Source organism: Pelagibius sp. CAU 1746, from assembly GCF_039839785.1.
Classification (GTDB): domain Bacteria; phylum Pseudomonadota; class Alphaproteobacteria; order Kiloniellales; family Kiloniellaceae; genus Pelagibius.
The window spans coordinates 674,969-698,226 of sequence record NZ_JBDOQT010000002.1; the positions used below are offsets into that span (position 1 = coordinate 674,969).

Below are 23,258 nucleotides of genomic sequence, written 5' to 3' on the forward strand. Positions count from 1 at the left end.
ACCTAGGTCACTTGGTGCTGCGGGCACACCAGGCCCGCGTCAGATAGGTTGCCTCGATGCTATCGAGTCCGCTTATCCTTTTCTCGACCCGCCCTAAGAAATCCTTAAACTTTTCCGCACCCAGCTGCGCTTGCAGATCGTTGACCGACCGCCAGGCGCCGAGATAGCGCTCGGGCGTCATCTCAATGACGTGACGCCCCTCCATATAGACCACATCGTCAAAATACGCGCATTCGAAGAGCTTCTCGGTCAGGGTCTCCGTTATTCCCGAACGGCCCGACGAAACGCGCCTGATTTCGGGGTTCAGTTCATTAAGATAGGACTCGATTTCCACCAGCATCGGGTTGACTTCGATCAGGCGTGGATTCCACAACGCGGCGAAAACGCCGCTCGGCCGGAGCAGGGAGTGAAACTCCTTAGTCGCCTTGTCGAAATCCGCCCAATGAAAAGACGACGCCATGGTGAGCAGGTCGCAGCAATTGTCCTCTAGAGTCGTGTCCTCGGCGCTGCCGGCCAGCCACCGGACATCGATGTCGCCCGTAAGGCTCTGGCCTTCGGAGCGCATGTCCTCATTCGGCTCTACCGCCACCACCGATCGAACGCCCGCCTCCGCCACCATGCGGGTCCAAATTCCGGTTCCGGCACCGACATCGACGAAATCGATCTCGGACTGAGGTTTTCCCACCAACCCGAGAATCGATTTCAGAACGCTGCTGCTGTAGTTCGGCCTGTTCACCGCATAGGCTTTCGCCAGGCCGGTAAAATCTCCCGGCGTCATCTTCTTTACAGTCATGGTGAGATTTTTTTCTCCAGTTTCTCAACGACCAAGTCCGCCAGATCGGTCACGGTAAGCGTCTCATCGTGATCCAATCGACAATCCGGGTTCCTCGGCTCATCAACCTCCAGATCGACTCCGGCGATATCCGAGACCTCCCCACGGTCGAATGCCGCATACAGTCCTTTGGGGTCCCGCTGACGCAGCTCCTCCAAGGGCACTTTCAGATAGACTTCGAAGTACTGTGGAAGGTGTCGGCGATTCCAATCGTGGACCTCCCTGAAAAGAGAGATGGTCGCGATGACAACCACGATTTCCTGACGCGCCAGAATCCCGCACAGGCGCGCATACCGGAAGGCCAGTGCCAAGCGCTCCTCCCGTCCGTGGTTGCCCGCTCCCGGGTCCACGGCATCGAACACCTCACGGAGTTCATCTCCGTCTAGTAGAAGCACGGCTTTTCCCCGCCGCCTCAGCCGCTCTGCCACGGCTTTGGCCAGCGTCGACTTCCCCGCGCCTGACAGTCCCGTAATCCAGCAAACGCCGCCGCCGCTTCGATCCCCGCTTCCCTGCAACGCAGCCATTTACTTCGCGAGCCCCCGGCGCATCCTGTCGAACAGTGCCCGCATCAACCGGCCACGCCGCGGCCCGCTGGGCGTCTGCGGAAACTGAACCTGATAGAGTTCTCTCAATCCAACGCAGATATCGGGCCTCCTCCCTTCCAAGAGAACAAAGAGGCCTTCCATCAGCATCCTGCATTCGCTCAATGAGTAGCCTGCGGCCCTCAAGTCGGGAATCGATATCCGCTTTGCAAAGTCCGCCAGCCAGGCCAGGCGACAGCCTTCTTCCTTCGACCCAGCAATGGTGCCGAGCAGATTTCGCGGCAGCGGTACCGAGCGAAAAAGGGGCAATTCATCGACGTTCGGCTTGTAGCTCATCTGCTGCGGGCCAGCGTCTCCACTCAACCCGTAGCCCAGTCTCTCCATCGTGAGCCCCGCAGCGCCTTCGATGGCGGACACGACAGCCCGGTCCACGCCCTCGCCACCCCAGCTCCCAACCGCCCCGGCGCGATTGATACGCTGCACGTCATCGGGATTGGCAAGCCGATAGAGCCGTTCGGCGTCCGCCGCCTTTTCAAAGGTAGAACGCTCCACCGCCTGCGAAACGAGTTCCGGCGTGGCGTGCAGACCAAGAGCTTCGACCACCTGGAAAAGCGTGCCAAGGGCATCCGCTTTGTAGTCCTCGAAGCGAAAGACGTTCACGCTCTTCCCAGCCAGCCAGCTTTCGCAGAACAACGACCAGTTCTCCGGGCGCTTCAACAGCGTCAGATGATCGGGCGACTCCAGAAACTCGGCATAGTCTCCGGCGCCCGCCTCCCGCTTAAACCGTGAGAAAAGCGAATCCCGAGGATCCCTGACAAAGAACAGTATCTGGTCGTTCAAGCTTCGGTCGTCGGGCCACTCGTGGGTCCACCTGACCTCGATATCGTCGCGAAACGTGAAGGCTTCTTCCTCGGACAGGACGGGCAGCCACTTCTTAAGGAGGTCCTCATGTTCCGCCAATCGCCAGACGCCGCCGTCTCTGTGCCACATGCCAAGAGGCGAATGCCGATAGGTCTTCACCCCCAAAGCCAGCAGGCAATTGATCAACCAAGTCGCACCGCTGGGCTCTCGAGGTGACACCAAAAGAACTGTTTTCATAGCGTCCGGCACCCGAACGGACGGGCGGGCGGCCGACAGGCCTTCTGTCCCGATCGCATGCTGCCGGTCATCCCCCGCGATATCAGCGATCGCGCCGATTGTGCTCGCCCGCGACGACGTCGAGATCGGCCTGAACCATTTCGGTCACCAGTTGCCGGAAGCTCGTCGTCGCCTGCCATCCAAGGACGTCCCGCGCCTTTGCTGGGTCGCCCAGCAGCAGCTCCACTTCAGTGGGACGGAAATAGCGTGGATCGATCTCCACCAGGAGATCGCCGCTTTGCGCATCGAGGCCTTTTTCCTCGACACCCGATCCTTCCCAGCGGATCGTCCTGCCCGTTTCGGCAAAGGCCAGTTCGACGAACTCCCGCACGCTGTGGGTCTCGCCCGTGGCCAGCACGAAATCGTCGGGCTGCTCCTGCTGCACGATGCGCCACATGCCCTCGACGTAGTCGCGCGCATGACCCCAGTCCCGCTTGGCGTCCAGGTTGCCCAGGTAGATCTTGTCCTGCAATCCCAGCTTGATCGCGGCAACCGCCCGGGTGATCTTGCGGGTCACGAAGGTTTCTCCACGGATCGGGCTCTCGTGATTGAAGAGGATGCCGTTGGACGCGTGCATGCCATAGGCTTCCCGGTAGTTCACCGTGATCCAGTAGGCATAGAGCTTCGCCGCGGCGTAAGGCGACCGGGGATAAAAGGGCGTCGTCTCGCGCTGCGGGGTTTCCTGCACCTTGCCAAAGAGCTCCGAAGTCGAAGCCTGGTAGAAGCGAGTCTTATCCTCCAGCTTCAGGATGCGGATGGCCTCCAGAATACGCAGGGTTCCCAAGGCGTCGGCATTCGCGGTGTATTCCGGCGTTTCGAAGCTTACCTGCACATGGCTCTGCGCCGCGAGATTGTAGATTTCGTCCGGCTGCGTCTCCTGGACAAGACGAATCAGGTTCGTCGCATCGGTCATATCCCCGTAGACCAGGCGAAACTTCGGATCGTTCACATGCGGGTCGACGTAGAGATGATCGACCCGGGCCGAATTGAATGACGAAGCACGGCGCTTTACGCCCCAGACGCGATAACCCTTCGCCAAGAGGAGCTCCGCGAGATAAGCCCCGTCCTGCCCGGTAACACCGGTTATGAGCGCACGCTTCTCCATCTACCAATCTACCCTTCATCCAATATCGTGTTCTAATTTCCGCGGAGCTGGCCGTGGTTCTTCAGGAACCACTCATAGTAGGCCTCGAGGCCGCTTCGCAGGGAAGTCTGCGCCGACCAGCCCAGGGAGCACAGAGCGCTGACGTCCAACAGCTTTCGCGGCGTCCCGTCGGGGCGCGACGTATCGAAGACGATCTCGCCGGGAAAGCCGACAATCTCACGGATCGTGGCCGCGAATTCGCCGATCGATATGTCGCGGCCGGTGCCGACGTTGATGTGATGTTCTTCGGAATAGTTCTCCATGAGGAACACACAGGCGTCGGCCAGGTCGTCGACATAGAGGAACTCGCGCATCGGACGGCCCGTTCCCCAGACGGTCACCGACTCGGCGCCGGCATTCTTCGCCTCATGGAAACGGCGAAGCAGCGCCGCCGGAACGTGGCTGTATTCCGGGTGAAAGTTGTCTCCGGGACCGTAGACGTTGGTCGGCATGGCGGAAATAAAATCGCTGCCATACTGCCGGCGGTAGGCGCGGCACAGCATGATGCCGCTGATCTTGGCGATCGCGTACCATTGATTTGTCGATTCAAGGGGCCCCGTAAGCAAGGCCTCTTCGACCATCGGCTGGCTCGCATCGCGCGGATAGATGCAGGAAGACCCGAGCAGGAGCAGTTTTTCGACCTCCGCACGCCGTGCGCCCTCGATGATGTTTTGCTCGATTGCGAGGTTGTCGTAGAGGAACGTCGCCGGAAGGCTGTCGTTGGCGTAGATCCCACCAACCTTGGCGGCGGCGACGAAGACAGCTTGAGGGCGCTGCTGGGCCATCCAATCCTCGACCTCCGCCTGGCGGGTCAAGTCCAGCTCCGAACGCGCGACCGTCAAGACGGTGCATTCCTCACGCTCCAGCCGCCGCGCGATGGCCTGCCCCACCATGCCGCGGTGACCGGCCACCCAAACCCGCTTCCCTTTCAGGCTATACATCGAGATGACACCCAGCGTTCATCACAATAGGCCACGAAGCCATCAGTACCACAGCCGTCCATAGTTGTTTCGCAGATAAGCTAAGGCCTCGCGGCCGAGCTGCTCCCGGGGCGCCGCGCGCATGTTGCGGATCCCATCCCTTATGCCGGAGAGATAATCGGCAATCCGGCCGCGCTGCAGGCAAGTAAAGAGATAGCGGCCCAGCCAGATCGCAATGTAGCTCGGTATATAGAGCACCGGAAGATAGGCGTGAGCCAGATGAAACCTGTTCCGTATCTGGTAGTAAACCTCGCTGCGAGGCTGATTGGCCCCGAATGCCGAGGGCTCGGGCCAGTGATAGGCCACGATGCCCGGCTCATAGACGATGTCATAGCCTGCAGCGATGACCCGATAGGAAAGGTCCAGCTCTTCCTCGCCATACATCATCTCAGGACGGTAAGCCCCGCACCGTTCGACCACCTCGCGCCGGACCGCGTAGCACCCGGCGAGAAAATAGGAAACCTTGTGGCGTCCCTCCGGCAAAGCCGGATCCTTCTTCAGGGCCTTCTTGCCGAAAGGCAGGAGAAGGCGCTCCTTCCCGCCACGGTAATCCTTGATCTTCCCGGCGAGCAGACCCAGTTTGGGATCCGCGCGAAATGCCTCGACGATCATCGACAGGCAGGAGCTGTGGGCGAAAGCACCGTCGTCGTCGATCGAGCAGTAGATGTCCCCCTCGCCCAGTTCCATCATTCTTGAGCGGACCGCCGAGACTCCCGACCACCTGCCATTTCGGAAACAGCGGACACGCGGATCGTCGAAGCGTTCCTTCAAAGCCTCGCAGACATCGAGAGACTGACTGGCATCGTCGAGCACGACGACCTCGAAATCGCCGTAGTCCTGACTCAGCACGCTGGAAATCGCCTTGCAGAGAGGCTCCAAGCGGTCGCGGGTCGCAATCTGTACCGAGACTTTCAAGGCCGCCTCGGAATGTCGCTTCGGCTGCTAGCGGCCATAGCTATCCTCAAGCCGTACAATGTCATCCTCGCTCAGGTAGTCGCCACACTGAACCTCGATGACTTTCAGCGGACCTGGCCCGCGGTTGGCGAGGCGGTGGATCTGTTTCGGCGCGATGAAGGTGGACTCGTTCTCTTTCAACTCGAACACCTCGTCGCCCCGTGTCACTTCGGCGACACCCTTGACGACGACCCAATGTTCCGAGCGATGATTGTGGAACTGCAGGGAAATCGAGGCGCCGGCCTCGATATTGAGCTCCTTCACCTGGAAACTCACTCCGCGGCCCAGGCCCTTGAAGGACCCCCAAGGCCGGTAATCCGTCGCATGGGACAGGTGTTCGCGGCGCCCCTGTGCCGCCAGGTGGTCCAGCACCCCCTTGATCGCGGTTGTGCCCTCGCGCTTCGTGACCATGACCACGTCGTCGGTATTGATGACGACGACATCCTCGAGGCCGGCGACCACGGTCAACCCCTCGCCCGCGCCGTAGACGAGGCTGCCGGACGTTTCTTCCAGGATGACATCGCCTACGGCGGCGTTGTTGGCCCCGTCTTTCGGCGATCGCGCCCAGATCTCCCGCCACGACCCTATGTCGCTCCATTCGAAATCGACCGGCAACACCATCGCGCGGTCGGTGCGCTCCATGACCGCATAGTCGATCGAGATGGCCGGAGACTCGCCATAAGCTTCGGCGTCCAGACGCAGGAAATCCCTATCCGCCACGGCATGTTCCGTCGCGGCGCGGGCGGCCTTCAGGACATCCGGCGCAAACCGCTCCAACTCGCCAAGCAGAGTCCTTGCCGAACATAGGAAGATGCCGGCGTTCCAACAGTGCCGCCGATCGCGCAAGTAGCGCTCCGCGGTCTCCCGGTCCGGTTTCTCGACAAAGCGGACGACCTCGACAGGATCTGGGCCGGCCGCCCCACCATCTTCGAGCTCGATATATCCGTATCCGGTCTCCGCGCGCGTCGGCTTGATCCCGAAAGTCACGATCTTTCCATCTCTGGCGGCGGTGGCGCTTCTGGACACGGCCTCTCTAAAGGCCGCCGCATCGGGAATGACATGGTCGGCCGGCAGCAGGAGCAGCAGCGGATCGCCTTGGCCGTCGTCCTGCCGCAGAGTGTGGAGGGCGGCAACGGCGGCGGCGGGCGCCGTGTTGCGTCCCTCGGCCTCGAGGATCAGGCCGGAGGGAGCGATGCCGGCGCGCTGCAGGAGTGACGCGATCAGGAACCGATGCTCTTCGTTGCAGATCACTACGGGCGCGGCGAAGCCGTCGCCCAAAGTTCGCCGGGCCGTCTGGAGCAGCAACGGCTCCTCCGCTTCGAACTGCAGGAGCTGCTTGGGGTAGAGTGCACGGGACAGCGGCCATAGACGCGTCCCGCTTCCACCGCAGAGGAGGACCGGATGTACCAACTGATCTGCCATCGACATTCTCAGATTACGGATTTGATCGTCAGGCGAGGGACTTGCGAAACGCACGGGACAGCACGGCAGGCCACGCTCTCACCCCCGCCGTGGGGATCGCGACGGCTCTTCTCAGAAGGAACACCAGGAAACCCCAAAAGGAAACCTTCACCCCCGCCAGCGCTTCCTCCCATGCCCCTCGCCTATCGCCGGCCTTCAACATAGCCATCATCGTCCGCGCCCGTTCGGCCGCGATCCAGCCGCGGAACCGGCCGGTCAGCGAGGGCGACAAAGCGCCGGTCGAAAGGAAACTCTGCGCGATGGCGATCCGTTCCCCGCACATCTGGACCTCGTGGCGGCGCTCGGCATTGAGCGTCGTCGAGCCCTCGTGCGCGAGGTAGCGGTATAGCACCCGCTTCAGCGGCAGGACCGGAACACCGGCCAACTTGAACCTGATTAACAACTCCCGATCGGCGCAGATATCGAAGGCGGTGTTGAAGGAGCCCCTCTCGTCGAAAACGCGACGCCTGAAGAAGTAGGCGTTGGTGGGCATGGAGCCGTGAAACAGCATATCCCAGCTCTGAGTTCCGTGCCCGCGGCTCGGCGCGGTTCGAACGACCTTGCGGTCCCCCGCACGACCGCTTTCCACCACCGCCAGGCCCGCGACGATCTCCACTTGCGGACCGGCCTCCAGGGCTTCCGATACGGCCCTCAGGGCGCCGGCCTCCAAGAGGTCGTCAGCGTTCACTATGCCGATGACCTCATGCCGCGCGGCGGCGATTCCCCGGTTCATCGCCACGTAGATACCGGGACGAGGCTCATGTATCAGCTCGATATGCGGATACTCCGCGACGATGTTCAACGTACCATCGGTGGAGCCGCCATCCACGATGACGTGCTGGACGGCCTCCGCGTCACCGGCCTGCCGCAGGACACTCTCGATGCAATCACGCATCGTATCGGCCATGTTCAATACAGGCGTAACGATGGAGAAGGTTACCAATCCTGCGGCCCTTCCTTTGGCTCCGCGGCGGCTTGCCTCGCTGCGGATACCCCGCTCCGCGGCTCAGATGCGTTCACGCCCGGCAAGCCTCCACCATGGGGAGCCACTCCTGCCCCGCCGCGCGGCCGGTGTTGTCTCGGCCGGCAAGCGCAACGCGATTCCGGCAAAATCAAAAACCAGGGCGGAACGTCCTTGATTGGAATTGCGCGGCTCCGCTGCGCCGCTCGTGGGCAAGCGCGCCTTTCGGGCACGCTACCGCCGTTCGGGTGAAGCCGGCTTCACCCGCCATAGCGTCGAATCAGGCGATCTTTCCTGCCATCGCGCCGTTTCACGCAGTGGGAGCTGGCGCTCCTCGCGCCGCATCGGCACCCTGTGCGGCACGACAAGACGGAGGCAGTGGCCCCCGCCGCTCGACGCCACCCATACCGGGCCTGGATGCGACAATCACGCCTTCTACCCTCCCCTGCTCCCGGTCGCAAGCCCCTGCCCCCGGTCGCAAGCACTTCCACCCGACGCGGCGCGGCCGCGAGCAGCCCCCGCACGAGGCGCCGCGCAGTGTGGCCGCGCCGATCGGACGGTCACGGCCATGCCGAGGTCAGAGGCCTGCGCGAGCAAACCTCCCGCGGCACGGCGGCGGGAACCAATATTTCCGCTAAGTCTTTGAAAAGAATGGTGGGCGTACCTGGGATTGAACCAGGGACCTCCTCGATGTCAACGAGGCGCTCTCCCGCTGAGCTATACGCCCGAAAGCCTAGAAACCGGGCCCGGAACAGGGTGCCCCGGGCCGGGGCCTGCCGGCGGAACCGCCGGAGGCAGGCGAAGTACCACTATCCCCCGGCTTTTTCAAGACCTTGCGCAGCCGGAAATTTCGCCCGCCGCGGCGCGGCCGGCCCGCCTCAGGCCGAGAGCATGGAATCGACTTCTTCCACCAGGTGCCGCAGATGGAACGGCTTGGAGAGAATCCGCGCGCCCTGGGGCGTCTGGTCGCGATTTTTCAGGGCCACGGCGGCGAAACCGGTGATGAACATGACCTTCAGGCCGGGCTGCAGCTTGGCCGCGCGCCGGGCCAGTTCGATCCCATCCAGGCCCGGCATGACCACGTCGGCCAGCAGCAGGTCGGCCCGGAAGCCGTCCAAGGCCTCCATCGCGTCCAGCCCGTCGCCCACCGCCACCACATGATGGCCGGCGTTGCGCAGCGCCTTTCCCAGGAACTCCCGCATCGAGGCGTCGTCTTCAGCAAGGAGGATTTGCGCCATAACCCCTGTGTTCACTCAATTTTTTAGCCTCCCGCACCCCTGCGCGAGGGAGGTTGCCGTTGGCCCGGCGCGATTCGTCCCGCGCGTGCTTCCAGTATAGACTAGCGGCAAAGCCCCAAGTAGACCTTAATGAGCGGCCGGACGGCCCCGGCCAAAGACGCCGGGCGCCGAAAAGCGGCGGCGAATCACGCATGACAGCCGCGCCCCTTTGTCCCTAAACTGGGCAAGAAACCAGCCCGAAGAGACATGGACGCGATCGCGCCGAGCGCCCAGGCCCCGAAGCCTCACGAAATCCTCCAGCCGGAGCGGCAGACCCTGCCGCTGGTCTTCGCCTCGCCCCACAGCGGCAGCGACTACCCGCGGGAGTTCCTCGCTTCGTCCCGCCTGGATCCGGTGAGCCTCAGGCGCTCCGAAGACTGCTTCGTCCACGAGATCTTCGGCTGCGCCCCCGAACTGGGCGCCCCACTGCTGCACGCTCTGTTCCCGCGCGCCTTCGTCGATCCGAACCGCGAGCCCTACGAGCTGGACCCGGCGGTTTTCAAGGACCGCCTGCCGCCCTACGCCAACACCTCCTCGCCGCGGGTCGCCGCGGGGTTGGGCACCATTGCCCGGGTGGTCGCCAGCGGCGCCAACATCTACCGCAGGAAACTGAGTCTGGAAGAAGGTCTGGAGCGGATCCGCGCCTACTACTGGCCTTATCACGAAGCCTTGCGCAGCCTGGTGGAAACCACCAAGGAGCGTTTCGGCTACTGCATTCTGGTGGACTGCCACTCCATGCCCTCCAACAGCCGGCCGGGCGGCCTCGCGGGCCGCGGGCGCAGCGCCAAACGCACGGCCTTCGTCCTGGGCGATTGCCACGGCACCACCTGCGCGCCCGCCATCACCCGGACCGTGGAGCGGGTGCTGACCGGTAAAGACTATCTGGTGGTGCGCAACACGCCCTACGCCGGCGGCTTCGTGACGCGCCACTATGGAAAGCCGCAGGCCCGCGTGCACTGCCTGCAGATCGAGATCAACCGCCACATCTATATGGACGAGTCGCGCATCGAGCGCCGACCGGCGCTCAAGACCCTGGCCGGCGACATGCGCGACGTGGTGACGGCGCTGGGCGCCCTTACTGAGACCGACCTGGGAATCCGCAAACAATGAGCGACTCCGCCGCCGCAAGTCTGGACCTGACCGTCCGCCAGGCCGAAGACGATGACATCCCCGCGATCCAGGCGATCTACGCACACCACGTGCTGCACGGCGTCGCCTCCTTCGAGCTGGAGCCGCCCGACCAGGCGGAGATGCAGCGCCGCCACGCCGGCACCCTGGCCAGCGGCCTGCCCTTCCTGGTGGCCGAGGACCGGCCTGGCAGCGGCGCCATTCTGGGCTTCGCCTACGCTGCCTCCTACCGGGCCCGTCCGGCCTATCGATGGACGCTGGAAGATTCGGTCTACGTGCTGCCCGGCGCGGGCGGCAAGGGCATCGGCTCGGCGCTGCTGAGCGAACTGATCACCCTCTGCGCCGGGCTTGGCTACCGCCAGATGGTGGCGGTGATCGGCGACAGCGCCAACGAGAGTTCGATCCGCCTGCATGCCCGCCACGGCTTCAGCGACGCCGGCGTCCTGAAGGCGGTTGGCTTCAAGCACGGCCGTTGGCTCGATTCCGTCTTCATGCAGCTCGCCCTCGGCCCGGGCGACGAGACTCCGCCGGACTGACCACAGCCAAGTCCACCCGCTCGCCGTTCGCCGAGGCAAAGGTCTCCCGGGCACCGAAGCCGTGCTGCGGCCGAAAAAAAAGGGCCGCGACAAGCGCGGCCCAAGTTTAGGGAGGAAATGCCCTATGGAACTGCGGCAGGCCCCGGCCAAAGCCGTGTCCGTACCGCAGTGCACAATATGCATCCGCCAAGCCGTTAATTCAATGGCTATTTCCTCAATTCATTGATTTACCGATGAAATCAGACGAGCGGCCTTAACGAAGCTGTCGTAGAGCTGACTGGATTATTGCGTTGCAATAGAGACCTTCTAGGTTCCGCAACCGGCAGTGAGCACCTTTCGGAGTCCACCGCCGCCGGCTGGCACGGTGATTGCTTTTTGAATCGGGCAACTTCGCCGACGATGGAGACGCCCCGGTGGCCCGAAAGCTTCTGAAATTCGCCCTTCTGGTCTGGGGGTGCGCCGTCCCGCTGGCCGGGCAGGCTGCTGAACCTCTTGAAAACGCGGATCGTTTCTGGGAGCTCTGCCGTCAGGAGACGGCCCGGGCGGAGACCGCCCGCGACCTGCCGCCGCACCTCCTGACCGCCATCGCCCGCACCGAGTCGGGCCGCTGGCATGCCGGACGCTCGGAAAACCTTGCCTGGCCCTGGACCGTGATGGCCGAGGGCAAGGGGCGATTCCTGCCCAGCAAGGCCGCCGCCATCGAGGAAGTGCGCCGCCTCCAGGCCCGCGGGGTGCGCAACATCGACGTCGGCTGCATGCAGGTGAACCTCCATTACCACCCCGAGGCCTTCGAGGACCTGGACGCCGCCTTCGACCCGGCGGTCAACGTCGCCTATGCCGCCGAGTTCCTGGTGGAGCTGCGCCGGGAGGCCCGTTCCTGGACCCGCGCGGTGGGGCAATACCATTCCCGCCAGGCGATCCGCGGCAACCACTATCGGGCGAAAGTCTTCAAGGCCTGGCGCGCCGAGCGTCACCGCGCCAACCGGGAACGCCGCGCCCGCCTGCAGGCCGCCCGCGAGGCGGACCGCCGGGACGGCGAGTCCTGAGGCGGGCAGGACGCAGCTTCGCCGCGGCGGCGACCGACGCCGCGTCTTTCTAGCACGCCGGCCGCGTGGCATTATAGGCAGACGAACGAAAGGCCGCGTCTGTCGTAATGGAAGAACTGCTTGAGCAGATCCAGGCTGCGAAGCTGGACCTGGCAAGGGACCTGCCCCGTTATCCGGATCTTTGCCGGGTCCTGGACTATTGGAAGAGCAAGAAGGCCGGCCGCACCATGCCCGCTCGCGCGGACATCGATCCGGTCGAAATTCCACGCCTGCTGCCGCGTGTCATGCTGGTCGATGTCGAGAGCGGTCCTGCCGGCGAGCTGGATTTCCGCTACCGCCTGAGCGGCACCGGCATAAGCAACGTTCACGGCTACGACGCGACCGGCCTGCGGCCCCTCGATCTGAAGCCGACAACCTACGGCAAGCTCATCGATGCCCACTACCGCGCCGCCGCCGGGGACCGCGCCCCCCTGGCCCATGTCATCGTCCTGGTCACCGACAAGAAGCACCGCTCCTATGCGCGCATCATCCTGCCGCTGTCCGACGACGGCGAGACGATCAACATGCTGATGACCGTGGACAGCGAAACCCAGAACCTGCTGCAGGAGTTCCTCGAAACCATCCAGGCCATCGGCCGGCGCGATTGAGGCCCCTCCGCTTCAGTCCTGAGCGACCGGCCCCGAATGACCGGCCCCGAATGACCGGCCCCGAATGACCGGCCCCGAGCGACCGGCCCCGACTCTCCGCTCAGGTCTTCGGCGGGTCGTAGAAGTCGACCGGCGTCATGAGCTTGTTGGTCTGGGAGACCAGCGCCCCCAGTTCGGCAGAGCGCCTGAGGTAGTCCTGCCAGCCGGGGTCGGCCTGCATGGCGGCACGCTTGCGCTCGCGGTCGGCGGCATTCTCGTAGACCCAGATGTGGACGTACTCGTTGGGATTTCCGGTCTCGGTCCGCAAGAAGGCCAGCGGCTGACCCAGGTGCCGGGTCTGCGCCGGCTTGCCGTATTTCTCATAGACCTCGAACTGGGCCTTCAACTGACCGGGTTTCACACGATAGGTACGCACGTCCAATAGCATTTCCGTCCTCGTCGTCTTCGTTGATGGGGGGCTTACGCCCAATCCAGGTTCACCGACCAGCAGTTCGGGCAGAGCAGCGCGCCGCGCGGCATCTCCGTCCCGCAGTGGCTGCAGCCTCCGTGCGGCTTGCGCAGGTGCGCGACGATCGCCTTGGCCTCGCGGTCGCCGCAGGGCAGCATGGTCTTCAATGTTTCCATGGCAGCCGCCGGTTGTTCCATCCGCGTCGCGGCGATCTTCTGCCGGTCGCTGCGCGGCAGGGAATCGCAGAGCAGCACCAGGGCGCGGCACTGCGGACAGACCACGTGCAGGCGGCCCTCGGGATTGAACATTTCATAGGTACGGCTCTGGTCCCGATATTTTTCGATGTAATGTGGAAGCATTGTCCTCGGCATGGCGGCTACTCCCATTCCACCTCGCCCTGCATGGCGAGGAAGCCGTCGGGATCGACGACCCAGAGATCGGCGCGCCTGGACGGCCCGTCCGGCGCGCCGCAGACCGTGAAGGACCGGTTGTCGAAGATCGGCCGCCGGGCGCGGAAGGCAAAGCGCGTGGCCCGCGCCGCCGGCGCTTCCCGGCGCAGTTGGCCGATCATCATGGTGGCCAGCAGCGGTCCGTGCACGATGAGGCCGGGATAGCCTTCTTCCTGCGTCGTGTAGGGATGATCGTAGTGGATGCGGTGACCGTTGAAGGTCAGCGCCGAGTAGCGGAACAGCAGCACCGGCGAAGGCGTCACCCTTTCGCTCCACGCGCCCGCGGCCGGCGGCGCCTCGCCTTCCGGCAGGGGGGCCCCCTTCTCGCCTGCCTCGCGGTAGACGATGTCGTGCTCCTCGACGATGCAGGGACCGGCCTCGTCCGAAACCACGTGCTCGACGGTGACGAAGGCGAGGCGCCCGCTGCGTCCGCTCTTTTCCGCCACCGACTTGATGGTGGAGCAGCGCGTCACCTCGGCGCCGACTTCCAGGGGCCTGGGAAATTCGAGCCGGCTGCCGGCCCACATGCGCCGCGGCAGCTCGATGGGCGGCAGGAAGCCGCCGCGCGCGGCATGGCCGTCCGGCCCCAGCGCCGCCGTCGGCGCCAGCGACCAGAAGTAGGCCCAGTGCCACAGGGGCGGCAGGGCGTCGCCCGGGTGCAGCAGCGGCGCGGCATCGTCCAGCGTCGCCTGCAGGGCCTGGGCACGACCGGCGGCGATGCTGTCGCGCAGCGTCTCGCTGCGCCCGACCCACTTGCTCCAGTCCCCATCGCTCATCCGGCGAACTCCTCGCGCAAGGCCGCCCCCTGCTGATCCACCGACGGGACGGCGCCGAGATCGACATCGCTGCCGCGGATCTCCACCGGCGGCGCCACCAGCTCGACCGGCCCCGTCGGCGTGCCGACGGTGACGCGGCGGAGCTGCGGGTGGGCGCTCAAGTCCGCCGGCGTGTTCACCGCTCCGTAGGCTATGGCGGCGGCGAAGAGGCGTTCGGCCAACTCCTCGCGGCTCAACCCGCTGAAGACTTCGTCGATAATGCCGTCGAGAACCGGCCGGTTGGCGACCCGTGCCGTGTTGTCCTGAAAGCGCGGGTCGCCCAGCATCTCCGGCCGTTGCAGCACCTCTTCCACCAGGCGCTTCCATTCGCGCTCGTTCTGGATCGAGAAAACCAGCTCCTCGCCGCCCCGGCAGGCGTAAACGCCGTAGGGCGCGATGGAGGGATGGTTGAGGCCGACGCGCCCCGGCGCGCCGGGGCCGTAGTCTTGGTGCAGCAGCGGCACGGTCATCCAATCGGCCATGCCGCTGAACAAGGAGGTCGCCAGCGCCGAGCCCTCGCCCGTGCGCCCGCGCCGCAGCAACGCCTCCAGCACCGCCTGGTAGGCGTACATGCCGCAGGCGATATCGCAGACCGAGACGCCGACGCGGCCCGGCCCCTCCGGACGGCCGGTGATGGCGGCCAGGCCGCTTTCGGCCTGCACCAGCAGGTCGTAGGCCTTCATCTTGGCGTAGGGGCCGCTCTCGCCGTAACCGGAGATATCGCAGGTGATGAGCCGCGGATGCGCCTTGCGCAAGACCTCATGGCCGAGGCCGAGACGCCCCGCCGCGCCCGGCGCGAGGTTCTGGATGAAAACATCGGCCTTGGCGAGGATGCGCCGCACCAGCGCCAGGTCGTCCGGCTGCTTCAGGTCGACGGCGAGGGATTCCTTGCCGCGGTTCAGCCACACGAAGTAGGCGCTCTCGCCGTGCACCACGCGGTCGTAGCCGCGCGCGAAGTCGCCTTCCGGGCGTTCCAGCTTGATCACCCGTGCTCCGGCGTCGGCCAGCTTGCAGGAGCAATAGGGCGCGGCCACCGCCTGCTCCAGGCTGACGACCAGAAGGCCTTCCAAGGGTTTGCTCATGATGCCCTAATAGCTGCGCGGCATGCCGAGCACGTGCTCGGCCAGGAAGGCGAGGATCAGGTTGGTGGAGATCGGCGCTACCTGATAGAGCCGCGCCTCGCGGTACTTGCGCTCGACGTCGTATTCCTCGGCGAAGCCGAAGCCGCCGTGGGTCTGCAGGCAGGCCTCCGCCGCCGCCCAGGAAGCTTCCGAGGCCAGCATCTTGGCCATGTTGGCCTCCCGGCCGCAGCGTTGGCCGGCGTCGAAGAGGGCCGCCGCCCGCTCCACCATCAGCGCCGCCGCCTCGCTCTGGGCGTAGGCTCTGGCGATGGGGAACTGGATGCCCTGGTTCTGCCCGATCGGCCGGCCGAAGACCTTGCGCTCGCTGGCGTAGCTGCTCGCCTTGTCGATGAACCAGCGCGCGTCGCCGATGCATTCGGAGGCGATGAGGATGCGCTCCGCGTTCATGCCGTCCAGGATGTAGCGGAAGCCCTTGCCCTCCTCGCCGATCAGGTTCTCCGCCGGGACCTCCAGGTTGTCGAAGAAGACCTCGGTGGCGGCGTGGTTCATCATCGCGCGGATCGGCTTGATGGTGATGCCCTTGCCCACCGCCTCGCGCAGGTCGACGATGAAGACCGAGAGCCCCTCGCCCTTCTTCACCACCTGCTCCTTTGGCGTGGTGCGCGCCAAGAGCAGCATGAGATCGCTGTGCTCGGCGCGGCTGGTCCAGACCTTCTGGCCGTTGACGACGTAGCGCTCGCCGTCGCGCTTGGCGAAGGTGGAGAGGCTCAAGGTGTCGGTGCCGCTGGTCGGCTCGGTGACGCCGAAGGCCTGGAGGCGCAAACTGCCCTCGGCGATGCCGGGCAGGTAGCGCTGTTTCTGCGCCTCGCTGCCGTGCCGCAGGACCGTGCCCATGGTGTACATCTGGGCGTGGCAGGCGGCGCCGTTGCAGCCGGACTTCTGGATCTCCTCCAGGATGGCGCAGCCGGCGGCCAGCGGCAGGCCGCTGCCGCCGTAGTCTTCCGGAATCAGGGCGGCCAGATAGCCGGCCTCGGTCAACTCCTTCACGAAGGCCTCGGGATAGGCCCGCTCGGCGTCCAGCGCGCGCCAGTAGGCGCCGGGATAGTTGGCGCAGAGGGCGCGCACCCCCTCGCGGATTTCGGGGAAGCTCTCGTTCGTCTCGACAGTCATAAGCTCGGGGTCACAGGCCCTGCGGCGGAGGTCTTGGGGGGAAGTCAGCCTACTAGAACACCGCGGCCCGGCAAAGGCCGAGGGAACATGGCACCCATGTCCTCAGCGCCCGGCCGGCCGCAACCGGCGGTCGCCAGGCTGCGGCTGATCCGGAAGGCCGCCACCGCCAGCTCCGCTTCGCAGGGAGCGTCAGGCGCTTCCTGCCCGGCCGCGGCAGGGCGGCGGGCGGCGACATCGCCGGCGGAGAGCAGGGGCACCGCCTGCAACTGGGCATGGGGCTGTAACTGGGCATGGGGCTGCAACGGGGCGCGGGACTGCAACGGCGCGTGGGGCTGCAACGGCGCGTGGGGTTCGGCTGCCGCCGGGAAGAGGAAGCCCACCCGGTCGACCTTGAAAACGGCGCGCTGGGCCGCGGCCAGACACTGGCCCAGGTCGAGCAGTTCGCGCGCCAGATCGGACGGCAAGGCGTTGAAGTGGGGAAAGTGCTCGCGCGGGATGATCCGCAGGTGCCCGGGACGGATCGGGGCCCTGTCGAGGAAGGCGACCAGACGGTCGCTCTGGTGGACGATGGGGGCGCGGACGCGGCCCGCGGCGATGGCGCAGAAGGGACAGCCGCCTTGGGCGGCCCGCGGATGAAGTGCGGTCATGGAACTGGCTCCGGAATGCGGTTGGGGGCCCAAACTTCGTTGGGGAACAAAAAACACCCCGGCCGTTACCGGCGGGGCGTCCGCATTTCCGAACAAGTGCGCAGCAGCGCGCCGAACCCCGCGTCAGTGGCGACGGCCGGGGCGTGGCATTCGTGCAGCGGTCTCGAAGCGCTTGTCCATGAAAGGAGCATAGCCGCCTTTGCGGGCGCTGAAAAGCCCGTCAGGAGGCTGGCAGCAAAGGGCGCCGCAAAGCCCCCTGAGGTCTGGCGAGGCCCCGCCGCCAGGGCCTAGAATGCGCCCGCCATGACCGAGACCCCCCTGCTCAAACACACGGAAGTCCTGCGCCAGCGCCTGGTGCTGGCGGGGGCGGCCGTTGCCGACGTCGGCTGCGGCGACGGCGGGCTGGTGCGCGTCCTGGCGCGCGGCGGCGCCTGGGCCATCGGCATCGATCCCGGCCCGCAGCAGCTCGCCCGCGCCCGGGCCGCCGAGCGCGCAGCGGACGAGGTCTACCTCTGCGCCCTGGGCGAGGCCCTGCCCCTGCCCGCGGCCTGCCTGGACGCTCTGATCTACTTCAACGCCCTGCACCACGTACCGGTCGAGGTCCAGGACGCGGCCCTGGAGGAGGCCGCCCGCGTGGTGCGGCCCGGCGGCCTGGTCTACGTCCAGGAACCCCTGGCCGAGGGCGATTACTTCGAGCTGGTGCGGCCCATCGAGGACGAGACAGAGGTGCGCGCCCGGGCCTACGACGCCCTGAAGACCGCCGCCGGCGGCCGACTGCGCGAGACCGAGGAGTTCCACTACCGCGCGCCCTTGCGGGTGAAGAGCGTCGAGGCCTTCCTCTCCGGCCTCGTCGCCGTCGACCCGGCGCGCCGCCCGGCGGTGGAAGCCGCCGAAACGTCGTTGCGGCAGGGTTTTCTGGCGGCGGCCGAACAGCGCGACGGGGCCTTCTGGTTTGAGATCCCGTCACGGCTCAACCTGCTGCGCCGGCACTGAGGATACAGACCGTGGCCATCCGCTATCTCTCCGAGCACGACTCCCCCGACGATCCCGGCGGCCTGATCCGCGAAGTGCTGAACCTGGGCGAGGACTTCCCCGGCCCGGCCGAAGACGTGGTGCTGGCCTGGATCCTGCGCCTCGGCCAGGACCGCGACCCGGGCCAGGCGGCCCAGCGGCTGATCGCCGACTACCGCCTGGAGGAGCAGCCGCAGCCCGGCGGCGCCTGCGGGCGCGTCATCGAGATGCTGAAGGAGACCGCCGAGTTCCCGGCCCAGCGCATGACCCGCCACATGTGCAAGCCGCGCCGGCGCGGCGGCTGGCGGCGCAACCGGACCGGCGACAAGCAGCCGTGACGCAGCCGAGGATCATCGACAATCGCACGGCGCGGCGTCTCTTCCTGGCGCGCCAGGGCCTCACCCTGCCGCCGCATCTGAAGCTCACCGATGCGGGCCTGCTGGAGCTCATCGAGCGCCTGGGATTCGTGCAGCTCGATTCCATCCAGACGGTGGAGCGCGCCCACCACATGATCCTCTTCGCGCGCAACCAGACCTACCGCCACAAGCAACTCGCCCGCCTGCACGAGCGCGAGGCGGCCTTGTTCGAGAACTGGACCCACGACGCCGCCGTCATCCCCAGCCGCTTCTTCCCGCACTGGAAACTGCGCTTCGCGCGCGAGGAGGCGCGCCTGCGCGAGCGTTGGCGCAAGTGGCGCGACGGCGACTTCGAGAGCGAACTGGCGAGCGTGCTGCGGCACGTCGCCGACAACGGCCGCGTGCTGGCCCGCGAACTGGGCAACGACGACGAGGCCACCCCCAAGACCAACGGCGGCTGGTGGGACTGGCACCCCTCCAAGACGGCGCTGGAATACCTCTGGCGCTGCGGCCACCTGGCCGTGGCCGCGCGCGACGGTTTCCAGAAGGTCTACGACCTGACCGAACGCACCCTGCCGCACGCGCAGTTGGAGGCGGAGTTCTCCGAGGCCGAGACGGTGGACTGGGCCTGCCGCGCGGCGCTGGAGCGCCTGGGCGTCGCCACCTCCGGCGAAATCGCCGCCTTCTGGGACCTGGTCACGCCCGCCGAGGCCAAGGCCTGGTGTCAGGCGCGCAAGGGAAACGAGTTGGAGGAAGTGCTGATCGAGAATGCCGGAGGGGGCAAGCCGCGCGCCGCCTTTTGCTTCGCCGATGAAGATCAAGGCTATGACTCCTGGGCCGGGCTGCCGGAGCCGCCCAAGCGGCTGCGCGTCCTCAGTCCCTTCGACCCGCTGATCCGCGACCGCAAGCGCACCGAACGCCTCTTCGGCTTCCACTACCGCATCGAGGTCTTCGTGCCCGCGGCCAAGCGCAAGTACGGCTACTACGTCTTCCCGCTGCTGGAGGGCGAACGCCTGATCGGCCGCATCGACATGAAGCACGAGCGCGGGCGCGGCGAACTGCGCGTGAAGGGCCTATGGCTGGAGCCCAAGGTGAAGCTCTCCGCCGCGCGCAAAAACCGCCTGGAGGCGGAGCTGGAGCGCCAGCGCCGCTTCACCGGCGCGGAGCGCGTCGTTTTCGGCAAGGGCTGGCTGAAAACCGCGGACTGAACGGACTCAGCCCTCCGCCCTGCGCTTCCACGCCGCGAGGATCTCGAACGCCTGGTCGCGCAGAAGCTGGTAGAGGCTGCCGATGACGACGATGGTGCAGAAGGCGGCGACGGCGATCCAGAGGTATTCCAGAAGCAGGCTCTGCGCCACCGGCGGCTCGGGCAGAGCGTCGACGCCGATCGTCGCCGCCGCTTCCTTGAGGTCGGACAGGGTCCAGGCCAGCTCTTCTTCGATGAAGGCCCCAAGCAGGAGCTGGTTGAAGGTATAGTAGCCGGCCACGAGGATCGCGGCGAGCGGCGCGGCCTGGGCGGCAAAGACGAAGAGAGCCAGCACCGTCGACTGAAGCCTGCGCCACAGGCCCGCCAGCCCCGTCAGGTTCAGCAGCAAGCCGTTCAGGACCCAGCTCTCGTCCAGCAAGTCGAGCCTGGCGGCAGGGAGCAGCGGCGCCAACTCGCGGCGGAGTTCCTGGCGCCGGCGGAACTGCACGATGTAGAGGTGGAAGGCGACCAGGAGAATCAGCGGCGACGCCGGCACCAGCAGCTCGCGGGTAACCTGCACCTCGATGCCCGGCGCCGAAAGCTTGCTGGAAGCCTCGGCCGCCCGTGCCGCCTGCCAGTTGGAGATATCCTCGATCGAGCAGTTCCCCAGATTGTTGGCTCCGCAGAAGGCTTCGATGACCATCACCGCCCGGAGAAAATCGCGGGCCTTGGGCAGGTCGTCCAACAGATTGGTCAGAACCGAGTCCTCCAGGACCCTGTCGTTGTAGCGTTCCAGGCTGAGACGGCGCAGATCCCGCCCGCGCGCTTCGGGCGTGATCAGCTCGCTGGGATGGATGCTGTCGGCCTTGATGACGATGTCGCGGCTTTTCTCCAATGCCTGGGTCCAGGCGTCGGCGAAGAGCAGATAGACGGCGAAACCGGTGAGGTGGTAGTAGTCCGCGGTCTTGAGGTCGAGCTCGAAGTAGCCTTCCAGCAGGCGGAGCGCTCCTTCGGAATTCTCGTGAAGGGAGCCGAAGTCGTCGAGGAAGTCGATCTCGTCATCGCTGAGCGTCTGCTTGGCGAGATCCTCCATCTGCTGCTGCAGATCCGGCGCCATCTTCGCGCTCATCGCCTCGGCCTGGGCGATCGCGCGCGAAACGTCCCGAATCTGCGCGGCGGCCTGCCGCAGCTCGGCGTGATAGGACGTAAAGCGCGCGCGGTTGGCCTTGAGGTAGCGGTCGACCTCGAGGACCGGCTGCAAAGTCTCGACGGCAGGCCCGATCTTCTCGGACACGAAGGTCCGGTCCTGGAACACCAGGAACATGACCGCCACCGCGAGCACCAGGTTCACATAGAAGAGGTTGCGCAGCCGCAAGGTGGTCGACGCCAAGCGGTCGATCAGGGTGGACTGGTGAGGGTCTTCGCTTTCCGACATGCCATCCCCCTTCGCATGCGGGTCCGCGCCATTCTATCCGATAAGCCGGCGAAGCCGAAAATCTCCATTGTGCCCGCAGCGGTTCATTCGGAGTAGGCCGCCTGGCGACGGCCCCTGCGAGAAGGCGGCGGGCCCGGGCCTAGCGCCGGCGGCCGGGGCGCCAGCGCGTCAGCGCGTAGAGGGCGAGCCCGGCCAGCAGGCCCCAGAAGGCGCTGCCGATGCCGAAGAAGGACAGGCCCGAGGCGGTGGCCAGGAAGGTGACGATGGCCGCCAGACGGTCCTCGGCGGCGGCCAGGGCCTCGGTCAGCGCCGAGCCGAAGGCGCCCAGCAGCGCGAGCCCCGCGACGGTGAGGATCAGGTAGGCCGGCACCGCGGCGACGAAGGCCGTGATGAGTCCCGCCAGCAACCCGAAGACCACGTAGAAGGCGCCCGAGACCACGGCGGCCCAATAGCGCCGGGCCGGATCCGGATGGGCGTCCTCGCCCGCGCAGAGCGCCGCGGTGATGGCCGCCAGGTTCACCGCGTGACCGCCGAAGGGCGCCGCCAGCAGGGTGAAGACGCCGCTGGTGGCGAAGAGCGGCCCCGGCGCCGGGCGGTAGCCGTTGGCGTTCAGCACCGCCATGCCGGGAATGTTCTGCGAGGCCATGGTGACGATGAAGAGCGGCAGGGCGATACCCACCAGCGCGCTTAGGGTGAACTGAGGCATGATCGGCAAGGGCTGCGGCCACAGCGCCGCGGCGTCCAAGCTCGGCACTTCGGTGGTGGCGAAGATCATCGCCAGGGCGGCGAGCAGGGCCGCGGGGATGGCGTAGAGCCGCTTGAAGCGCCAGGCCAGCGCCCAGGCCAGGATGACCGGCAACGTCAGTTCCGGCCCCTCCGCCACCGCGCGCACCGGCGCCAGGCAGAAGGTGAAGAGCACGCCGGCCAGCATGGCATTGGCCAGTGCCGGCGGGATGGCGGCGACCCAGCGGCCGAGCGGCCGCCACAGGCCGGCGGCGACGATCAGCACGCCGGACATGAGAAAAGCGCCGACGGCGGCGGCGAAACCGCCCTCCACCGCGCCGGTGGTGGCCAGCAGCGCCGCGCCCGGTGTCGACCAGGCGATGGAGACCGGCAACCGCGTCTTCAGGGAGAGCCAGACGCCGCAGAGGCCCATGGCGATGGCCAGCGCCATGAGTCCCGAGGCCGCCTCGCCCTGGCTTGCGCCGATCGCCAGCAGGCCCTGGATGACCACGGCGAAGGAACTCGCGAATCCGACAAAGGCGGCCAGCAGGCCGGCGCTGGCGGCCTGCAGGGAGAAACCGCCGCCGGCCCGAATGGAAATCTCGGTCACGCTTTTTTCGTCCCCTCAACCATCATGGTGCGGGTGAGACTGTAGAGCACCACGGCGTTCAGCAGGTGCCAGAGGAAGTGGGTGCCGACCGGCAGCGCCGCGCAGAGCGGCAGGTCGGCGGTGCGGAAGGCCAGTGAGAGGGCGAAGACGCCCGCCGCCGCCAGGATGCGGCGGCCCGCCGGGTGGCGCCGCCCGAAGTGCAGGAAGCCGCCGACGCCCAGCATGGCGGCCAGCGCCACGCCGTAGGTGGCGACGCTGAAGCCGAAGGCCAGCGGCATCGCCGTCACCAGCACCAGCACGACGGCGACGCCGGTCAGCGCGCCCCATCGCGCCAGGGCGGCGAAGCGGGTGAGCGCCAGGTACATGTAGAGCAGGATAAAGAGCGCGACGGGGATGACGTCGGCCAGCGCCGCCCAGACGGTGGCCAAGGTGTGGAAGAGGCCGCTGCCGATGCCGACCAGGAAGACCAGCGCCACCAGGCCCAGGACCGCCGGGTCGCGGCGCGCCGCCGCGTCCCGGCGCAGCGCGGCGACCAGCAGGATGCCGGCCAGGATGAAGGCGAGGTTGGTGACCGCGTTCAGCGGCTCGCCCCACAGCCCCGGGCCCAGTCTTTCGCAATAGAGATCGATGGCACGGTTCATGGCGCGGTCAACCTATCAGGTTCCTCCCCCGCGCGGCAGG

At 66.3% G+C, this 23,258-nt stretch carries 25 protein-coding genes and 1 tRNA gene; 7 read left to right on the plus strand and 19 right to left on the minus strand.

Annotated elements, in window-relative coordinates; translation table 11 throughout:
* Positions 1-7: 7 nt before the first annotated feature.
* From AAFN88_RS19935 to AAFN88_RS19980, 10 genes are all read right to left on the minus strand, one after another.
* Positions 8-793, minus strand: coding sequence for a class I SAM-dependent methyltransferase (locus tag AAFN88_RS19935; RefSeq protein WP_347522428.1), 786 nt, complete (start codon positions 791-793; stop codon positions 8-10).
* On the minus strand, positions 790-1,356 hold the full coding sequence (locus AAFN88_RS19940; RefSeq protein WP_347522429.1) for an adenylyl-sulfate kinase: 567 nt from the start codon (positions 1,354-1,356) through the stop codon (positions 790-792). The genes AAFN88_RS19935 and AAFN88_RS19940 overlap by 4 nt, the downstream gene beginning before the upstream one ends.
* Complete coding sequence (locus AAFN88_RS19945; protein ID WP_347522430.1) at positions 1,357-2,472, minus strand: sulfotransferase domain-containing protein; 1,116 nt, start codon at positions 2,470-2,472, stop codon at positions 1,357-1,359.
* Between the two features lie 82 nt (positions 2,473-2,554).
* Entirely contained in the window at positions 2,555-3,616 is a 1,062-nt protein-coding gene (gene gmd / locus AAFN88_RS19950; RefSeq protein ID WP_347522431.1) for a GDP-mannose 4,6-dehydratase, read from the minus strand.
* A gap of 32 nt (positions 3,617-3,648) precedes the next feature.
* The gene (locus AAFN88_RS19955) at positions 3,649-4,596 is read right to left on the minus strand and encodes a GDP-L-fucose synthase (protein WP_347522432.1); all 948 of its coding nucleotides are present in this window, start codon (positions 4,594-4,596) and stop codon (positions 3,649-3,651) included.
* Between the two features lie 42 nt (positions 4,597-4,638).
* Complete coding sequence (locus tag AAFN88_RS19960) at positions 4,639-5,550, minus strand: glycosyltransferase (RefSeq protein WP_347522433.1); 912 nt, start codon at positions 5,548-5,550, stop codon at positions 4,639-4,641.
* A 27-nt stretch (positions 5,551-5,577) separates the two neighbouring features.
* The gene (locus tag AAFN88_RS19965) at positions 5,578-7,017 is read right to left on the minus strand and encodes a mannose-1-phosphate guanylyltransferase/mannose-6-phosphate isomerase (RefSeq protein ID WP_347522783.1); all 1,440 of its coding nucleotides are present in this window, start codon (positions 7,015-7,017) and stop codon (positions 5,578-5,580) included.
* Positions 7,018-7,039: 22 nt separating this feature from the next.
* Positions 7,040-7,993, minus strand: coding sequence for a glycosyltransferase family 2 protein (locus AAFN88_RS19970; protein ID WP_347522435.1), 954 nt, complete (start codon positions 7,991-7,993; stop codon positions 7,040-7,042).
* Between the two features lie 670 nt (positions 7,994-8,663).
* Positions 8,664-8,738 (minus strand) — tRNA-Val (locus tag AAFN88_RS19975).
* A gap of 151 nt (positions 8,739-8,889) precedes the next feature.
* Complete coding sequence (locus tag AAFN88_RS19980; RefSeq protein ID WP_347522437.1) at positions 8,890-9,249, minus strand: response regulator; 360 nt, start codon at positions 9,247-9,249, stop codon at positions 8,890-8,892.
* A gap of 246 nt (positions 9,250-9,495) precedes the next feature.
* Between AAFN88_RS19980 and AAFN88_RS19985 the strand changes: the two genes are divergently transcribed.
* From AAFN88_RS19985 to AAFN88_RS20000, 4 genes are all read left to right on the plus strand, one after another.
* The gene (locus AAFN88_RS19985) at positions 9,496-10,398 is read left to right on the plus strand and encodes an N-formylglutamate amidohydrolase (RefSeq protein WP_347522438.1); all 903 of its coding nucleotides are present in this window, start codon (positions 9,496-9,498) and stop codon (positions 10,396-10,398) included.
* Positions 10,395-10,952, plus strand: coding sequence for an N-acetyltransferase family protein (locus AAFN88_RS19990; RefSeq protein WP_347522439.1), 558 nt, complete (start codon positions 10,395-10,397; stop codon positions 10,950-10,952). The genes AAFN88_RS19985 and AAFN88_RS19990 overlap by 4 nt, the downstream gene beginning before the upstream one ends.
* A gap of 413 nt (positions 10,953-11,365) precedes the next feature.
* Positions 11,366-11,998: a transglycosylase SLT domain-containing protein gene (locus tag AAFN88_RS19995; protein ID WP_347522441.1), complete on the plus strand. Its 633-nt coding sequence runs from the start codon at positions 11,366-11,368 to the stop codon at positions 11,996-11,998.
* Between the two features lie 107 nt (positions 11,999-12,105).
* On the plus strand, positions 12,106-12,645 hold the full coding sequence (locus AAFN88_RS20000) for a PAS domain-containing protein (RefSeq protein ID WP_347522442.1): 540 nt from the start codon (positions 12,106-12,108) through the stop codon (positions 12,643-12,645).
* Between the two features lie 100 nt (positions 12,646-12,745).
* Here AAFN88_RS20000 and AAFN88_RS20005 read toward each other — a convergent pair whose 3' ends face one another.
* Genes AAFN88_RS20005 through AAFN88_RS20030 form a run of 6 tightly spaced genes read right to left on the minus strand, consistent with a single transcriptional unit; the run spans position 12,746 to position 17,256 of the window.
* Positions 12,746-13,072 carry an NIPSNAP family protein gene (locus AAFN88_RS20005; RefSeq protein WP_347522443.1) on the minus strand — a complete coding sequence of 109 codons (327 nt, stop codon included), beginning with the start codon at positions 13,070-13,072 and terminating at the stop codon, positions 12,746-12,748.
* Positions 13,073-13,104: 32 nt separating this feature from the next.
* Positions 13,105-13,464 carry a hypothetical protein gene (locus tag AAFN88_RS20010; RefSeq protein ID WP_347522444.1) on the minus strand — a complete coding sequence of 120 codons (360 nt, stop codon included), beginning with the start codon at positions 13,462-13,464 and terminating at the stop codon, positions 13,105-13,107.
* A 5-nt stretch (positions 13,465-13,469) separates the two neighbouring features.
* A complete protein-coding gene (locus AAFN88_RS20015; protein WP_347522446.1) occupies positions 13,470-14,318 on the minus strand; it encodes a MaoC family dehydratase N-terminal domain-containing protein in 849 nt (282 codons plus the stop codon).
* Positions 14,315-15,439, minus strand: a complete 1,125-nt coding sequence (locus AAFN88_RS20020) for a CaiB/BaiF CoA-transferase family protein (protein WP_347522447.1) — start codon at positions 15,437-15,439, stop codon at positions 14,315-14,317. Before AAFN88_RS20020 ends, AAFN88_RS20015 begins: the two co-directional genes overlap by 4 nt.
* Positions 15,440-15,445: 6 nt before the next feature.
* Complete coding sequence (locus AAFN88_RS20025; protein WP_347522448.1) at positions 15,446-16,609, minus strand: acyl-CoA dehydrogenase family protein; 1,164 nt, start codon at positions 16,607-16,609, stop codon at positions 15,446-15,448.
* 44 nt (positions 16,610-16,653) lie between these two features.
* Entirely contained in the window at positions 16,654-17,256 is a 603-nt protein-coding gene (locus tag AAFN88_RS20030) for an HIT family protein (protein ID WP_347522449.1), read from the minus strand.
* Positions 17,257-17,559: 303 nt separating this feature from the next.
* On the opposite strand from AAFN88_RS20030, the gene AAFN88_RS20035 reads away from it, so the two are divergent.
* Genes AAFN88_RS20035 through AAFN88_RS20045 form a run of 3 tightly spaced genes read left to right on the plus strand, consistent with a single transcriptional unit; the run spans position 17,560 to position 19,831 of the window.
* A complete protein-coding gene (locus AAFN88_RS20035) occupies positions 17,560-18,249 on the plus strand; it encodes a class I SAM-dependent methyltransferase (RefSeq protein ID WP_347522450.1) in 690 nt (229 codons plus the stop codon).
* Positions 18,250-18,260: 11 nt separating this feature from the next.
* The gene (locus AAFN88_RS20040; protein WP_347522451.1) at positions 18,261-18,605 is read left to right on the plus strand and encodes a hypothetical protein; all 345 of its coding nucleotides are present in this window, start codon (positions 18,261-18,263) and stop codon (positions 18,603-18,605) included.
* Positions 18,602-19,831: a crosslink repair DNA glycosylase YcaQ family protein gene (locus AAFN88_RS20045; RefSeq protein WP_347522452.1), complete on the plus strand. Its 1,230-nt coding sequence runs from the start codon at positions 18,602-18,604 to the stop codon at positions 19,829-19,831. The genes AAFN88_RS20040 and AAFN88_RS20045 overlap by 4 nt, the downstream gene beginning before the upstream one ends.
* A 6-nt stretch (positions 19,832-19,837) precedes the next feature.
* On the opposite strand, the gene AAFN88_RS20050 is transcribed toward AAFN88_RS20045, so the two are convergent.
* The 3 genes from AAFN88_RS20050 to AAFN88_RS20060 all read right to left on the minus strand — a co-directional run bounded on the left by AAFN88_RS20050 (position 19,838) and on the right by AAFN88_RS20060 (position 23,218).
* Complete coding sequence (locus AAFN88_RS20050; protein ID WP_347522454.1) at positions 19,838-21,244, minus strand: hypothetical protein; 1,407 nt, start codon at positions 21,242-21,244, stop codon at positions 19,838-19,840.
* 139 nt (positions 21,245-21,383) lie between these two features.
* Complete coding sequence (locus AAFN88_RS20055; RefSeq protein ID WP_347522455.1) at positions 21,384-22,577, minus strand: benzoate/H(+) symporter BenE family transporter; 1,194 nt, start codon at positions 22,575-22,577, stop codon at positions 21,384-21,386.
* A complete protein-coding gene (locus tag AAFN88_RS20060) occupies positions 22,574-23,218 on the minus strand; it encodes a ceramidase domain-containing protein (protein WP_347522457.1) in 645 nt (214 codons plus the stop codon). The genes AAFN88_RS20055 and AAFN88_RS20060 overlap by 4 nt, the downstream gene beginning before the upstream one ends.
* Positions 23,219-23,258 lie beyond the last annotated feature (40 nt).